The organism is Rathayibacter sp. AY1B4 (assembly GCF_002932815.1).
Lineage (GTDB): Bacteria > Actinomycetota > Actinomycetes > Actinomycetales > Microbacteriaceae > Rathayibacter.
Map to the genome: position 1 here is coordinate 189,966 of NZ_PSWN01000005.1, position 15,389 is coordinate 205,354.

A 15,389-nucleotide genomic window follows, 5' to 3' on the forward strand; every position below is an offset into this window, starting at 1 on the left:
CGACGCGGAGGCGGTGGCGATCGGGGAGTCGCGATCGATCCGGGAGTCTTCCCGTCCGGCGGTGCCCCGCCTCCTGCCGGTGGAGCAGCGTCCGACCCCGGCGTAGCGAGAACCCCGCCCCTGCTGGTCGAGCAGCGCCGGTGGCGGGGCTTCGAGAGCCGTCGGCGCAGACGGGGGCCGGCCGCGGGTGAGCGCGACGAGCACCGCGCGCGGGCGGCGGGAGGGGGCGGAGGCCCTCGCCTACACTGGGGGATCGTGTCAGACAGCAACCCGATCACCGACGAGGCCGTCTCCGCGGCGGTCGCCGACGCCCTCGCCGCCATCGGCGCGGCGGGCGACTCCGCCGCTCTGAAGTCCGCCCGAGCCGCCCACCTCGGCGAGGGGTCCGCCCTCGCCCGCCTCAACGCGCAGATGCGCTCCGTCCCGCCCGAGCACAAGGCGGCGTCCGGCAAGCTCGTCGGCGGTGCCCGCAAGCAGGTGGGCGACGCCTACGCCGCCCGCGAGGCCGAGCTCGTCGAGGCCGAGGACGCGGCCGCGCTCGAGGCCGAGCGCGTGGACGTCACCGCCGGTGCCAGCTTCGTGCGCCGCGGCGCCCGCCACCCCCTCTCTCTGCTCCAGGAGTCGATCGCCGACGTGTTCGTCGGGATGGGCTGGGAGATCGCGGAGGGGCCGGAGCTCGAGAACGAGTGGTTCAACTTCGACGCCCTGAACTTCGACGAGGACCACCCGGCCCGCGCCATGCAGGACACCTTCTTCGTCGACCCCGTCGACTCGCACCTGGTGCTGCGCACGCACACCTCGCCGGTGCAGATCCGCTCGATGCTCGAGCGCCCGCTGCCGCTCTACGTGATCGCTCCCGGACGGGTGTACCGCACCGACGAGCTCGACGCGACGCACACGCCCGTGTTCACGCAGTTCGAGGGTCTCGCCGTCGACCGCGGCCTGACCATGGCGCACCTGCGGGGCACCCTCGAGCACGTCGCGCGGATCCTCTTCGGCGACGACGCGCGCATCCGCCTGCGCCCGAACTACTTCCCCTTCACCGAGCCCAGCGCCGAGCTGGACGTCTGGCACCCGACCTTCGTCGGCGGTGCCCGCTGGATCGAGTGGGGCGGCTGCGGCATGGTCAATCCGAACGTGCTGCGCGCGGCCGGGATCGACCCGGAGGAGTACTCCGGGTTCGCCTTCGGCATGGGGATCGAGCGGACCCTGATGTTCCGCAACGACGTGAAGGACATGCGCGACATGGTCGAGGGCGACGTCCGCTTCAGCGAGCAGTACGGGATGGTGATCTGATGCGCATCCCGCTGAGCTGGCTGGGGGAGTACGTCGACCTCGAGCAGGACGTCACGACGGAGTCCGTGCACGCGGCCCTGGTGTCGGTCGGCCTGGAGGAGGAGGACGTCCACCGCTTCGAGGTGACCGGCCCCGTCGTCGTCGGCGAGGTGCTCGACCTCGCTCCGGAGCCGCAGAAGAACGGCAAGACCATCAACTGGTGCCACGTCCGCGTGGCCCCGGAGGGAGGGCGTGCCGCCGACGGCGGAGAGGACGTCCGCGGCATCGTCTGCGGAGCCCACAACTTCGCGGCCGGCGACAAGGTCGTCGTGTCACTGCCGGGCGCGGTCCTGCCCGGGCCGTTCCCGATCTCCGCGCGGAAGACCTACGGGCACGTGTCCGACGGGATGATCGCCTCGAGCCGCGAGCTCGGCCTCGGGGACGACCACGACGGCATCCTCCGCCTCGCCTCGCTCGGGCTCGACCCGGAGCCGGGCACGGACGCCGTCGCGCTCCTCGGTCTCGACGACGCCGCGGTCGAGGTCAACGTGACGCCCGACCGCGGCTACGCCTTCTCGATCCGCGGCATCGCCCGCGAGTACGCCCACGCCACCGGAGCCGCCTTCCGCGACCCCGCTCGGGCGCTCCCTCCGCACGAGCGCACGGAGACGGCCCCCGTCTTCCCCGTGTCCGTGGCCGACGAGGCGCCGATCCGCGGCCGTGTCGGCGCCTCCGTGTTCGTCACGCGCGTCGTCCGGGGCGTCGACGTCTCACGACCGACGCCGCCGTGGATGCTCGCGCGACTGCGACTGGCCGGCGTCCGCTCGATCTCGCTCGTCGTGGACATCACCAACTACGTGATGTTCGAGCTGGGCCAGCCGCTGCACGGCTACGACCTGGCGACCCTGCAGGGCGGCATCGTGGTGCGCCGCGCCGCGCCGGGGGAGACCCTCGAGACGCTCGACGGCCAGACCCGGCGCCTGCACGCGGAGGACCTCGTCATCGCCGACGACAGCGGAGCGATCGGCCTCGCCGGAGTGATGGGGGGCGCGCGCACCGAGATCTCGGACGCCACGTCCGACGTCCTGCTCGAGGCGGCGAACTTCGACCCGGTCTCGATCGCCCGGACGGCTCGCCGGCACAAGCTGCCGAGCGAGGCGTCGCGGCGCTTCGAGCGCGGCGTCGACCCCGAGGTGGCCTCGGTCGCCGCGGCCCGCGCGGTGCAGCTGCTGGTGGAGCTCGCCGGCGGCACGGCGGACGAGCTCGGCTCGGTCCTGGCCGACCCGCGCACGGCGGAGCCGGTCGAGCTGCCGGACGGCTACGTCGCAGGCCTCATCGGGGTGGAGTACACCCCGGAGGAGATCCGCGGCGCGCTCGTCGAGATCGGCGCCTCCGTCGAGACCGGCGGAGCGGGCCTGCTGGTGACTCCGCCGAGCTGGCGCCCGGACCTCGTCGACCGCGCCTCGCTCGCGGAGGAGGTCGCCCGCATCACCGGGTACGACCGCATCCCGGCGATCCTGCCCGTCGCGCCTCCCGGCCGCGGTCTGACCCCGGGCCAGAGGCTGCGCCGCACCCTCGCCCAGGCGCTCGCCGCCGCGGGTCTGACCGAGGTGCTCTCGTACCCGTTCCTCTCGCGCTCGATCAACGACCGGCTCGGCTCGGTCGACGGGGAGCCGCAGGAGCAGATCACGCTCGCCAACCCGCTCGACGCGACCGCGGGCCAGCTGCGGATCTCTCTGCTGCCGGGTCTCGTGCAGGTCGCGGCCCGCAACCGCTCGCGCGGCCTGACGGATCTCGCGGTCTACGAGCTCGGCTCCGTCTTCCTCCCGGTCGCCGGCCGCCCGTTCGGCTCCGGGGCGCTCCCTGCGGGCGGGGCGCGTCCGTCCGCGGAGGTCGAGGCCGAGCTGAACGCGGGCATCCCACCGCAGCCGCGGCACCTCGCGGCGCTGCTCACGGGCGCCGCCGTCGTGCGCCAGCCCGGTGTCGCCGGCCGTGACGTCGACTGGCGCGACGCCCTCGACGTGGTCCGCGAGGTCTCCGCGGCGACCGGCACCGAGCTGGTGCTGCGCCAGGGGGCCCACGCCGCGCTGCACCCGGGCCGCACCGCCGAGGTCGTCCTCGACGGCGCGGTCATCGGCCACGCGGGGGAGCTGCTCCCGGCGCTCGCCGAGGAGCTCGACCTGCCGCGCCGCGTCGCCGTGGTCGAGCTCGACCTGGAGCCGCTGCTCGCGCGGGCCGGGAGGGTCGTCGTGGCCCGCCCGGTGGGCGCGCTGCCCGCCGCGACCCAGGACCTCTCGCTCGTCGTGCCGGTCGGCACCGCGGCGGCTGACGTGCGCGCCGCCGTCGCCGAGGGGGCGGGCGAGCTGCTCGAGGCGATCCGCCTGGTCGACGACTACCGCGGCACCGGGCTCGCCGAGGGGACGAAGTCGCTGACCTTCGCGCTGCGCTTCCGCGCGCCGGACCGCACGCTCACCGCGGCCGAGGCGACGGCCGCGAAGGAGAACGGCGTGGCCGTGGCGGCGGAGCGCTTCGGCGCCCGACTCCGCGAGTGAGGCCGGGGGTCCCGTCCGGTTCGGCCGGGCGGGGCCCCGCACCCGCACCGGCTAGGCTCTCGGGCATGACTTTCTCCGTGGCGGTGGCCGGTGCGAGCGGCTACGCGGGCGGCGAGCTGCTGCGACTGCTCGCCGACCACCCCGAGTTCGAGGTGCGCACGGTGACGGCGCACGCCAATGCGGGTCAGCCCCTCGTCGCCGTGCACCCGCACCTCCGCTCGCTCCGCGACCTCGTCCTCGTCGACACGACGACCGGGAACCTCGCCGGGCACGACGTCGTCTTCCTCGCCCTCCCGCACGGGAAGTCGGGCGAGATCACCGCGACCCTCCCCGAGGACGTCCTCGTCGTCGACTGCGGCGCCGACCACCGGTTGACCGACCCGCAGGACTGGGCCGACTTCTACGGGGGCGACTTCGCCGGGGCCTGGCCCTACGGGCTCCCGGAGCTGCTGATCGGCGGCGGCGGACGCAAGCAGCGCGAGGCGCTCGCCGGAGTGCGGCGCATCGCCGTCCCCGGCTGCAACGTCACGGCGATCACGCTCGGCCTGGCCCCCGGCCTGCACGCCGGAGTGATCGAGTCGTCGGACCTCGTCGCGGTCCTCGCCGTCGGACCCTCGGGTGCGGGCAAGAGCCTGCGGACCGACCTCCTCGCCAGCGAGCTCCTCGGCTCCGCGCACGCCTACGGCCTCGGCGGAGCGCACCGCCACAATCCCGAGATCCGGCAGAACCTCCTGCTCGCCGGAGCCGGACCCGTCTCGATCTCGTTCACCCCGGTCCTCGTGCCGATGTCCCGGGGCATCCTGGCGACCTCGACCGCGCGCCTCGCTCCCGGCGTCTCCGCGCAGGACGTGCGCGCCGCGTGGGAGACCGCCTACGGCGACGAGACCTTCGTCCAGCTGCTCCCGGAGGGCTCCTTCCCCCGGACGGCCGACGTGGTGGGGGCGAACACCGCTCTGATCGGACTCGCCGTGGACGAGCGGGCCCGCCGGGTCGTGGTCGTCTCGGCCATCGACAACCTGGTCAAGGGCACCGCGGGCGCGGCCGTCCAGTCCACCAACATCGCCCTGGGACTCCCGGAGTCCCTCGGCCTGAGCGTGAACGGAGTCGCGCCGTGAGCGTCACCGCAGCAGCAGGGTTCCGGGCGGCCGGAGTCGTCGCCGGGCTGAAGTCGACCGGAGCGCGCGACGTCGCGCTCGTGCAGAACCTCGGCCCGCTGCAGAGCGCCGCCGCGGTCTTCACGAGCAACCGCTGCAAGGCGAACCCCGTCCTCTGGAGCGAGCAGGTGATGCGCGACGGCGTCGTCTCGGCGATCGTCCTCAACTCCGGCGGCGCCAACTGCTACACGGGTGCTCAGGGCTTCCAGGTCACCCACCGCACCGCGGAGCTCGTGGGCGAGAGCCTCGAGGTGTCCGCCGGCGACGTGCTGGTGTGCTCCACCGGGCTGATCGGCGACCAGCTCGACCTCGCGAAGCTCACCGCCGGCGTGACCGGCGCCTCCGCCGAGCTCGCCGGGGGACCCGAGGCGGGCGAGGCGGCCGCCCGCGCGATCATGACCACCGACACGGTCCCGAAGCAGGCGGTGGTCCGCTCCGAGCAGGGCTGGAGCATCGGCGGCATGGCCAAGGGCGCCGGGATGCTCGCGCCGGGTCTGGCGACGATGCTGGTCGTGATCACGACCGACGCGGCCCTCGAGTCCGCCGCTCTCGACACCGCCCTGCGTGCCGCGACCCGCGTCACCTTCGACCGCCTCGACTCGGACGGCTGCATGTCGACGAACGACACCGTCGCACTGCTCGCGAGCGGCGCCAGCGGCGTCGAGGCCGACGCCGACGAGTTCACCGCGGCCCTGACCGCGGTCTGCCGCGACCTCACCCTGCAGCTGCAGGCCGACGCGGAGGGCGCCGCCCACGACGTCGCGATCCGCGTGCTGAACGCCGCGACCGAGGACGAGGCCGTGGTCGTCGCCCGCGCCGTCTCCCGCAGCAACCTGTTCAAGGCCGCGATCTTCGGCAAGGATCCCAACTGGGGCCGCGTCCTCGCCGCCGTGGGCACGACCGATGCGCAGTTCGACCCGTACGGCATCGACGTCGCGATGAACGGGGTGCAGGTCTGCCTCGCGGGCGAGCCGCACGAGAGCCGCGACCTCGTCGACCTCGCCCCTCGGGAGGTCGCCGTCGACATCGACCTGCACGCCGGGGACGCGACGGCCACGATCTGGACCAACGACCTCACGCACGACTACGTGCACGAGAACTCCGCGTACTCGAGCTGAGGCGGCCATGAGCGACGACACCACTCTCTCGGCCGAGAGCCGCGCCGAGCGCGACGCCGCGCCCGGGAAGGCCGCGACGCTCATCGAGTCGCTGCCCTGGCTGCAGAGCTTCCACGGGCGCACGATGGTGATCAAGTTCGGCGGCAACGCGATGGTGTCGGAGGAGCTGCAGCGCTCCTTCGCCCAGGACATGGTCTACCTGCGCTACGCCGGGATCCGCCCCGTGGTCGTCCACGGCGGCGGGCCCCAGATCTCGCGGATGCTCGACCGGCTCGGGATCGAGAGCGAGTTCCGGGGCGGTTACCGGGTCACGAGCCCCGAGGCGATGGAGGTGGTGCGGATGGTGCTCACCGGCAGCATCAGCCGCGACATCGTCCGCCGGATCAACGAGCACGGCCCCCTCGCCGCCGGCATCTCCGGTGAGGACGCGGGCCTCTTCGTCGGCCGCCGCCGCGGTGTCGTGATCGACGGCGAGGAGCACGACCTCGGACTCGTCGGAGACGTGATCGCCGTGGACCCCGCCGCCGTCCTCGCTCAGCTCGAGGCCGGCCGGATCCCGGTCGTGTCCTCGATCGCCCCCGATTCGGACGACCCCACGCAGTCGCTGAACGTCAACGCCGACGCCGCCGCCGCCGCGCTGGCCGTCGCGCTCGGCGCCGAGAAGCTCGTCGTCCTCACCGACGTGGCCGGCCTCTACTCCGACTGGCCCGACCGCGAGTCGCTCGTCTCGCACATCCGCTCGGACGACCTCGCGGCTCTGCTGCCCTCGCTCGAATCGGGCATGATCCCCAAGATGACCGCCTGCCTCGACGCCGTGCGCGGGGGAGTGCCCAAGGCCGCCATCATCGACGGCCGCATCCCGCACTCGATCCTGCTCGAGGTGTTCACCTCGGAGGGCATCGGCACCGAGGTCGTCGCCTCGCTCGACCCCCGCGACCGGGAGCGAATGTCGGGCCGCTGATCCTCAGCGGCCCCGGCTCCGAGCGCCCGTCCCGTCCGGGACGCGCGCACCGTCGGCCCTCGCGGCCGGACCGCTCCGATCGAAAGGCCACCATGTCCATCCCCACGACCGCGTCCCGCACCGGCTCGGCGCGAGACCGCTACTCCGCCGCGATGATGCAGACCTTCGCGCCGCCGCTCGCCGTGCTCGAGCGCGGCGAGGGCTGCCGGGTCTGGGACGTCGACGGGCGGGAGTACCTCGACTTCCTCGGCGGCATCGCCGTCAACTCGCTCGGCCATGCGCATCCCGTGTTCGTCGAGGCCGTGACGCGCCAGGCCGGTGCGCTCGCCCACGTCTCCAACTACTTCGCGACCGCCCCGCAGATCGAGCTCGCCGAGACCCTGCGCCGCCTCACCGGGGCCGGGGAGACGGGCCGCGTCTACTTCGCCAACTCGGGCACCGAGGCCAACGAGGCGGCCTTCAAGCTGGCGCGGCTGAACGCGGCCGGCGGCCGGCACCGCGTCCTGGCGCTGCAGAACGCGTTCCACGGGCGGACGATGGGCGCGCTCGCGCTGACCGGCAAGGCGGCCATGCGTGCGCCGTTCGAGCCGATGCCGGGAGGGGTCGAGCACCTCGAGGCGAGCATCGAGGCCCTCGAGGCGGCTCTCGACGAGTCCGTCGCCGCGCTGATCGTCGAGCCCATCCAGGGGGAGGCGGGCGTCATCCCGCTGCCGGCCGGCTACCTCGAGCGCGCGCGGGAGCTCACCCGCGAGCACGGCGCGCTGCTCATCGTCGACGAGATCCAGACCGGGGTCGGGCGGACCGGACGCTGGTTCGCCTACCAGGAGGCGGGGATCCTGCCCGACGCCGTCACCCTGGCCAAGGGGCTCGGCGGAGGCTTCCCCGTCGGAGCGCTGGTGACCTTCGGCGAGGCGTCCGACCTCCTGCAGAAGGGCCACCACGGCAGCACCTTCGGCGGCAATCCGCTCGCGACCGCCGTGGCCGGAGCCGTGCTCGCCGAGATCGAGCGCGCCGACCTTCTCGGCAACGCGCGGGAGCGCGGGGCGCAGATCGTCGACGCGCTGACCGCTCTCGACTCGCCCCTGATCGGAGGGGTCCGCGGCGCGGGCCTCCTCCTGGGCATCGCCCTGAACCGGCCGGTCGCCGCCGAGCTCGCCGCCGCCTGCCTCGACGCCGGCCTGATCGTGAACGCGGCGAACGACTCGAGCATCCGGCTCGCGCCTCCGCTCGTGGTGACCGCCGCCGACGTCGCCGAGTTCGCCGAGCGCTTCGGCCGCGCACTGCAGACCCTCTGACCCCGTACCTCCACCGAAAGCGACCAGCACCGTGACCCGCCACTTCCTCCGCGACGACGACATCACTCCCGCCGAGCAGGCCGAGATCCTCGACCTCGCCCTCGAGCTCAAGCGCGACCGCTTCTCCCGGAAGCCCCTCGCCGGGCCGCAGACCGTCGCCGTGATCTTCGACAAGTCCTCCACGCGCACCCGCGTCTCCTTCGCGGTCGGCATCGCCGATCTCGGCGGCAGCCCCCTGATCATCTCGACCGCGAGCAGCCAGCTCGGCGGCAAGGAGACCGCCTCCGACACGGCGCGGGTCCTGGAGCGCCAGGTCGCCGCCATCGTGTGGCGCACCTACGCGCAGTCGGGCCTGGAGGAGATGGCGCGCAGCACGCGCGTGCCGGTCGTCAACGCGCTCTCGGACGAGTTCCACCCGTGCCAGCTCCTCGCCGACCTGCTGACCATCCGCGAGCACCGCGGTCACCTCGCCGGCCTCACGCTCACGTTCTTCGGCGACGGAGCGAGCAACATGGCGCACTCGTACCTCCTGGCGGGGGCCACGGCCGGCATGCACGTCCGCATCGTCTCCCCGGAGTCGTACTCGCCGGACGCGGCGGTCCTGGCCGATGCGCAGCGCATCGCCGCGACCACCGGCGGATCGGCGATCACCACGACCGACCCCGACGAGGGCGCGGCCGGCTCCGACATCGTGATCACGGACACGTGGGTGTCGATGGGCAAGGAGGACGAGAAGGCGGCGCGCGTCGCGACCTTCGGCGCCTACCGGGTCGACGCGGCCACGATGGCCGCTGCCGCTCCCGACGCGCTGTTCCTGCACTGCCTGCCCGCGGATCGCGGCTACGAGGTGACCGCCGACGTGATCGACGGCCCGCAGAGCGTGATCTGGGACGAGGCGGAGAACCGCCTGCACGCGCAGAAGGCCCTGCTCGTGTGGCTCCTGGAGCGCGCCGGCACCGCCGACGCCGCTCAGTAGACTCGACAGCCGAACCCGAGGAGAACCATGACGGAACGACCCTCCGCCCGCGCGGGCGAGGCCGGAGCCCTCTGGGGCGGCCGCTTCGCCGGCGGCCCCTCGCCCGAGCTCGCCGCGCTCTCGAGGTCGACCCACTTCGACTGGCAGCTCGCCCCCTACGACCTCGCCGGCTCCCGCGCCCACGCCCGGGCGCTCGCCGGAGCGGGCTACCTCGACGACGCCGAGCTCACCGCGATGCTCGCGGCGCTCGACCGGCTCGAGGCTGCCGTCGCCGACGGGAGCTTCGCCGCCGACGAGTCGGACGAGGACGTGCACGGCGCCCTCGAGCGCGGCCTGATGCTCGAAGCCGGTCCCGAGCTCGGCGGCAAGCTCCGCGCGGGGCGCTCGCGCAACGACCAGATCGCCACCTTCGTCCGGATGTACCTCCGCGACCACGCGGCGCTCGTCTCGGAGCTGGTGGTGCAGCTCATCGACGCCCTCGCCGCACAGGCGTCGGCGCACCCGACGGCGATCATGCCCGGGCGCACCCACCTCCAGCACGCTCAGCCCGTACTCCTCGCGCACCATCTGCTCGCCCACGGCTGGGCGCTGCTGCGCGATCTGGAGCGCCTGCGGGACTGGGCCGTCCGGGCGGACGTCTCGCCCTACGGCTCGGGCGCCCTCGCCGGCTCGACCCTCGGCCTGGACGCCGAGGCGGTCGCCCGCGATCTCGGCTTCGCGTCGAGCGTGCCGAACTCGATCGACGGGACGGCCAGCCGCGACCTCGTCGCCGAGTTCGCCTTCGTCGCCGCCATGATCGGGATCGACGTCTCGCGCATCGCGGAGGAGGTCATCCTCTGGAACACGCGGGAGTTCGCCTTCGTCACGCTCGACGACGGCTACTCGACCGGGTCCTCGATCATGCCGCAGAAGAAGAACCCCGACATCGCCGAGCTCGCCCGGGGGAAGTCCGGCCGGCTGATCGGCAACCTCACCGGGCTGCTCGCGACCCTCAAGGCCCTGCCGCTCGCCTACAACCGTGACCTGCAGGAGGACAAGGAGCCGGTCTTCGACTCGGTGACGACCCTCGAGGTCCTGCTGCCCGCGTTCAGCGGCATGATCGCGACCCTCACCTTCCACACCGACCGGATGGCGGAGCTCGCGCCCCAGGGCTTCTCCCTCGCGACCGACGTGGCCGAGTGGCTCGTGAAGAAGCACGTGCCCTTCCGGGACGCCCACGAGATCACCGGCGAGCTGGTCAAGCTGGCGGAGGCGCAGGGGAGGGGGCTCGAGGATCTCGACGACGCCGCGCTCGCCTCGGTGTCGCCGCTGCTCACGCCCGACGTGCGCTCCGTCCTCAGCATCGAGGGATCGGTGGCGAGCCGGGACGGTGTCGGCGGCACGGCTCCCGACCGCGTCTCGGAGCAGCTCGCCCGGCTGACCGAGCGCGTCCGGGTCGTGCGCGGATCCCTCCGGGGGGAGCGCCCGTGACCCTTCGAGGAGCGCCGGGCGACGACGGCCGTCCGCCGCTGCGCCCCTGGCAGCAGCGGACTCTGGTGCTCGTCGCCGCAGTCGTCATCGTCGCGGTGATCGTGATCACCCTCGTGTCGGGCCAGAGCTTCTTCTGAGCGCCGACCTCCCCGATCTCTCGCGCTCGGCCCTCGAGGTGGCACCGGAGCTGCTCGGCCGCGTCCTCCTGCACCGCACGCCGGAGGGCGTGGTCGGCGTCCGGCTGACCGAGGTCGAGGCGTACCTCGGAACCGGTGAGGATCCGGGCTCGCACGCGCACCGCGGACCGACACCCCGGACGGCTCCCATGTTCGGTCCGCCCGGGTCCGTGTACGCGTACTTCACGTACGGGATGCACACCTGCGTGAACATCGTCTGCTCCCCGGCGGGCACGGCGTCGGCGGTGCTGCTGCGCGCCGGCGAGGTCGTATCGGGGGAGGATCTCGCGATGATCCGGCGCGGACCCGTTCGCAGCCGGGATCTGGCCCGCGGACCCGCACGGCTGGCGAAGGCCCTCGGAGTCCGTCTCACCGAGTCGGGCGACCCGCTCGAGGCGGCGTTCGAGCTGCTGCCGGGGGAGAGGCCGTCCTCCGTGGCGGCGGGCCCGCGCACCGGCGTCTCGGGCCCGGGCGGCGGGGACGACTTCCCGTGGCGCTTCAGCATCCCGGGCGACCCCACCGTCTCGCCCTACCGGAGAGCAGTGCCCCGGCGGCGGCCCGGAGCTCAGCCCGCGAGGTAGAGCCGGGCGAGCACGCCGAGAGCCGCCGACCAGGCGAGGCTCGCCAGCGTGCCGATGATGAACCGCTCGCGCGCTTCCGGGGAGGCGAGCTCGCTGAAGCGGCCGACGCCCTTGATCGCCACCACGACCGCGATCCCCTCGGGGAGACCGCTCATCAGTGCGCCGGCCGTCGCGATCCGCTCGAGGACCCCGATCGTCGTCCCGCCGCGGAGCACCTCGATCGGCTGGCCGATCGCCGAGGGCGCGCTCCCGGCGGCGGGTCGGGAGGATCCGGCGACCATGATGCCGCCGTGGCTGCCGCTGCGGGAGTCGGCCGTCGCGAGCCGGAGGGTGAGCAGCACGACCGGCCCGCCGCCCGCGACCGCCAGCGCGAAGGCCAGCACCGCCACCAGGACGGAGTGGATCGGGGGCGCGGACGGTCCGGCGACCGCCGTGAGCAGGAAGGCGGCGGCAGCCGCCACGAGGGGGATCCAGGCGAGCTGCGGACGGCGAAGGCGCACGGCGAGCACCGCACCGGCGAGTCCGGCGAGCAGCACGAGCACCACGCCCGTCCACGAGGCGGACTGCAGCGCGGAGGCGAGGAGCAGGGCGGGGGATCCGGGGGGTGCCGTCATCGGGGTGTCCTCTCGTCGGTGGGGTCGAGCGTACGGTCGACCACTGTCAGCAGGCGCGCGAGCGCGTCACGGGCGGGAGCGTCGACTCGAGCACTCGCCGCGCGGACCCGGAGGCTGACCGCCTGCGGGCTGACGGCGAGGCGCTCGGCCGCATCCTTCTGGGAGAGGCCGCTCTCGAGCAGGTCGACGATCTGCCAGCCGGCCTCGGAGCGCGCGTCGCGCAGCAGGAGGAGCGGATCGATCAGCGCCTGGACGTCCGCCGGTGCCGGCGCCGCCGTTCCCGGTGCGTCCGGATCGAGGGAGAAGCGCGTCGGCCGGCCCTTCGCCGCCTCGACCGCCCGGCGCGCCGCGAAGTACGCCTCCCCGGTCGCCGCTCTCGTGGTCGCGGGGAGTGGCCGGTCGACGGGGCCGATCCCGAGGCCGATGCTCCAGTGGCCGGTCCGGTGCAGCTCGAGCACGAGCGCGACGACGGCATCGGCCCGGTCGAGCACGCACTGGAACTCGTCGCCCGCCGTCCGCTCCGGGGGCAGGACGAACGACGCCCGACCGTCGTCGATCAGGCTCGCGATCGCCTGGTCCACGCGGTCGTGGTCGTGCCTGCTGTCGCGCTGATCCGCGGTGATGACGAACATCGGACCTCCTCGATCAAGTATCGGCACTTGATCGCCCGGGATCAAGCCTGTGCGCTTGACTCCCGGAGACCGGCTCCTTCCCGCCGCGGTAGCCTGGTCGGGTGATCGACCAGCACCTCCCCGGGTCCGCGACGAGCCCGCAGCTCGACCCCGCCTTCGACTCCGTGTGGGACGAGCTGGTCTGGCGAGGCTCGGTGCACGTGTCGACCGATGCGGGAGCGTTGCGCGAGCTGCTGTCGGGGGAGCCGATCACCTACTACTGCGGGTTCGACCCGACCGCGCCCAGCCTCCACCTCGGGAACCTGGTGCAGCTGATCGTCATGCGCCGGCTCCAGCTGGCCGGGCATCGGCCGCTCGGGCTCGTCGGCGGCTCGACCGGGCTGATCGGGGATCCGCGTCCGACGGCCGAGCGGACGCTGAACTCGCGCGAGACGGTGACGGCGTGGGTCGAGCGCCTCCAGGCGCAGGTGTCCCGGTTCGTTCCGGCGGGCGGCGACAACGGGCTGCGCCTGGTCAACAACCTCGACTGGACCGCTCCGCTGTCGGCGATCGACTTCCTGCGGGAGATCGGGAAGCACTTCCGCGTGGGGACGATGCTCAAGAAGGACGCGGTCAGCGCCCGCCTCAACTCCGACGCGGGGATCAGCTACACCGAGTTCAGCTACCAGATCCTGCAGGGACTCGACTACCTGGAGCTCTACCGGCAGTACGGGTGCGTCCTGCAGACCGGCGGCAGCGACCAGTGGGGCAACCTGACGAGCGGGACCGACCTGATCCACCGCACGGAGGGCGTGTCGGTCCACGCGATCGGCACACCCCTGGTGATGAACTCCGACGGCACAAAGTTCGGCAAGAGCGAGGGCAACGCCGTCTGGCTCGACTCCGAGCTCACCAGCCCATACGCGTTCTACCAGTTCTGGGTCAACACGGACGACCGTGACGTCGCCGACCGCCTGCGGATCTTCACCTTCCTGCCGCGCACGGAGATCGAGCGCCTGGAGAAGGCCGCCGCCGACGAGCCGTTCCGCCGGGAGGCGCAGCGCGCGCTCGCCTGGGAGGTCACGTCGCTCGTGCACGGAGCGGAGGCGACGCGTTCGGTGATCGACGCCTCGGCCGCGCTCTTCGGCAAGGGCTCGCTCGAGGGGATCGACCCGGTCATCCTCCGTGGCGCGCTCGAGGCGGTGCCCTCGATGGAGGCGACACCGGAGACGCCGGCGCTGCAGGCGTTCGTCGAGACCGGACTCGTCGCCAGCACGGGGGAGGCGCGACGGGCACTCGCTCAGGGAGGGCTCTCGGTGAACAACACCGCCCTCCCGTCCGAGACCGTCACGCTCGGCGAGCTCCCGTTGATCGATGGGATCGCCGTCCTCCGTCGCGGCAAGAAGAGCTTCGCCGGGGCCTTCGTCCGCTGACCGCGTGCCCGCTCTCCTCGAGCGGACGCGGATGATGACGGCGTCGGCGGTCTCATCAACACGGTGTCCCGTGTCCCGTGTCCCGTGTCCCGTGTCCGGTGTCCGGTGTCCGGTGTCCGGTAGCCGGTAGCCGGTAGCCGGTAGCCGGTAGCCGGTAGCCGGTAGCCGGTAGCCGGTAGCCGGTAGCCGGTAGCCGGTAGCCGGTAGCCGGTAGCCGGTAGCCGGTAGCCGGTAGCCGGTAGCCGGTAGCCGGTAGCCGGTAGCCGGTAGCCGGTAGCCGGTAGCCGGTAGCCGGTAGCCGGTAGCCGGTAGCCGGTAGCCGGTGTCCGGTGTCCGGTGTCCGGTGTCCGGTGTCCGGTGTCCGGTGCCGAGTCGGACACTCAGCGACGCAAGACCCCTGAATCCCGACACGCCCGGGACGCAGGCGATTTGCCGCTCGGCCGAGGCCCGACGTAATGTAACTCCTCGTCACCCCAAAGGAGCGGCAAGCGGGAGTCAGGCGCAGAGCGTCGAGACCAGCTGGCCCACCTCAAGCGGGGACCATCCCCTCGCTCCCAGGCCTGTTAGAGATTCGTCTCTTGAAGACTGCGGGATCGCGAGCGTAAGATGCAAAGCCTCCATGGGACACGGTCCCGGCTTCGTTGCAAGGCCTCACGGCCGAGCCCGGTGCAGTGGTGCGGTCCTCGATCGTGCAGCGAACACCACGAAGAAGCCGGACTTGACACGGCCTGCGGATGTGCTAAGTTAGTCGAGTTGCCACGGAGGCGATCGGAACTTCGGTTCTAACCAGCCTAACCGGTCTCGGCAAGCAAGACAAATCGAGTGGCTCACGCCCTCGTACAGCAAACTTCGATCACTTTCGTTGTGAAGCACCGTTCTGGTGTGGAGGCGGGATGTGTCCGATTCTTGAGAACTCAACAGCGTGCACTATGTTCAATGCCAATTTATACCCCGGCCTTGATCTTCGGATCGGGTTGGGATTCCTTTGGAAATTGATGTCAGCTTCCGGCTTTCGGGTCGGAGAGATGTCTTATTTGCTAGAGGTCAAACTTGACTCTCCTTCTCTTCGGGGTCGGAGGTCGTAATTTTTTTACGGAGAGTTTGATCCTGGCTCAGGACGAACGCTGGCGGCGTGCTTAACACATGCAAGTCGAACGATGAAGCCCAGCTTGC

The 15,389-nt window shown here is 72.5% G+C and carries 13 protein-coding genes and 1 rRNA gene; 12 read left to right on the forward strand and 2 right to left on the reverse strand.

The features are described from left to right. Window positions 1-255: 255 nt before the first annotated feature. From pheS to C5D66_RS05320, 10 genes are all read left to right on the forward strand, one after another. On the forward strand, window positions 256-1,296 hold the full coding sequence (gene pheS, locus C5D66_RS05280) for a phenylalanine--tRNA ligase subunit alpha (protein WP_104226313.1): 1,041 nt from the start codon (window positions 256-258) through the stop codon (window positions 1,294-1,296). Further along, a complete protein-coding gene (gene pheT / locus C5D66_RS05285; RefSeq protein ID WP_104255574.1) occupies window positions 1,296-3,827 on the forward strand; it encodes a phenylalanine--tRNA ligase subunit beta in 2,532 nt (843 codons plus the stop codon). Before pheS ends, pheT begins: the two co-directional genes overlap by 1 nt. 65 nt (window positions 3,828-3,892) lie before the next feature. After that, window positions 3,893-4,942 (forward strand): N-acetyl-gamma-glutamyl-phosphate reductase, encoded by a 1,050-nt coding sequence (gene argC / locus C5D66_RS05290; protein WP_104255575.1) that lies wholly within the window; start codon window positions 3,893-3,895, stop codon window positions 4,940-4,942. Beyond that, window positions 4,939-6,099: a bifunctional glutamate N-acetyltransferase/amino-acid acetyltransferase ArgJ gene (argJ, locus tag C5D66_RS05295; protein WP_104255576.1), complete on the forward strand. Its 1,161-nt coding sequence runs from the start codon at window positions 4,939-4,941 to the stop codon at window positions 6,097-6,099. Before argC ends, argJ begins: the two co-directional genes overlap by 4 nt. A 7-nt stretch (window positions 6,100-6,106) precedes the next feature. Further along, window positions 6,107-7,060, forward strand: coding sequence for an acetylglutamate kinase (gene argB / locus C5D66_RS05300; protein WP_104224497.1), 954 nt, complete (start codon window positions 6,107-6,109; stop codon window positions 7,058-7,060). Window positions 7,061-7,152: 92 nt separating this feature from the next. Continuing rightward, window positions 7,153-8,355, forward strand: coding sequence for an acetylornithine transaminase (locus C5D66_RS05305; RefSeq protein ID WP_104255577.1), 1,203 nt, complete (start codon window positions 7,153-7,155; stop codon window positions 8,353-8,355). A 31-nt stretch (window positions 8,356-8,386) separates the two neighbouring features. After that, window positions 8,387-9,331: an ornithine carbamoyltransferase gene (gene argF / locus C5D66_RS05310; RefSeq protein ID WP_104238645.1), complete on the forward strand. Its 945-nt coding sequence runs from the start codon at window positions 8,387-8,389 to the stop codon at window positions 9,329-9,331. Window positions 9,332-9,358: 27 nt separating this feature from the next. Then, a complete protein-coding gene (argH, locus tag C5D66_RS05315) occupies window positions 9,359-10,801 on the forward strand; it encodes an argininosuccinate lyase (RefSeq protein ID WP_104255578.1) in 1,443 nt (480 codons plus the stop codon). Beyond that, window positions 10,798-10,938, forward strand: coding sequence for a hypothetical protein (locus C5D66_RS17060; RefSeq protein WP_160034127.1), 141 nt, complete (start codon window positions 10,798-10,800; stop codon window positions 10,936-10,938). Before argH ends, C5D66_RS17060 begins: the two co-directional genes overlap by 4 nt. Beyond that, a complete protein-coding gene (locus C5D66_RS05320) occupies window positions 10,935-11,558 on the forward strand; it encodes a DNA-3-methyladenine glycosylase (protein WP_104255579.1) in 624 nt (207 codons plus the stop codon). Before C5D66_RS17060 ends, C5D66_RS05320 begins: the two co-directional genes overlap by 4 nt. Here C5D66_RS05320 and C5D66_RS05325 read toward each other — a convergent pair. Both C5D66_RS05325 and C5D66_RS05330 read right to left on the reverse strand, forming a co-directional pair. After that, window positions 11,543-12,172 (reverse strand): hypothetical protein, encoded by a 630-nt coding sequence (locus C5D66_RS05325; protein WP_258063818.1) that lies wholly within the window; start codon window positions 12,170-12,172, stop codon window positions 11,543-11,545. The two genes, C5D66_RS05320 and C5D66_RS05325, sit on opposite strands and share 16 nt — an antisense overlap. After that, window positions 12,169-12,804, reverse strand: a complete 636-nt coding sequence (locus tag C5D66_RS05330; protein WP_104255580.1) for a DNA-binding protein — start codon at window positions 12,802-12,804, stop codon at window positions 12,169-12,171. The genes C5D66_RS05325 and C5D66_RS05330 overlap by 4 nt, the downstream gene beginning before the upstream one ends. A 101-nt stretch (window positions 12,805-12,905) precedes the next feature. Between C5D66_RS05330 and tyrS the strand changes: the two genes are divergently transcribed. Continuing rightward, entirely contained in the window at window positions 12,906-14,216 is a 1,311-nt protein-coding gene (gene tyrS / locus C5D66_RS05335; RefSeq protein ID WP_104250196.1) for a tyrosine--tRNA ligase, read from the forward strand. Window positions 14,217-15,305: 1,089 nt separating this feature from the next. After that, window positions 15,306-15,389: ribosomal RNA gene (locus tag C5D66_RS05345) — 16S ribosomal RNA — on the forward strand; the annotation flags it as partial.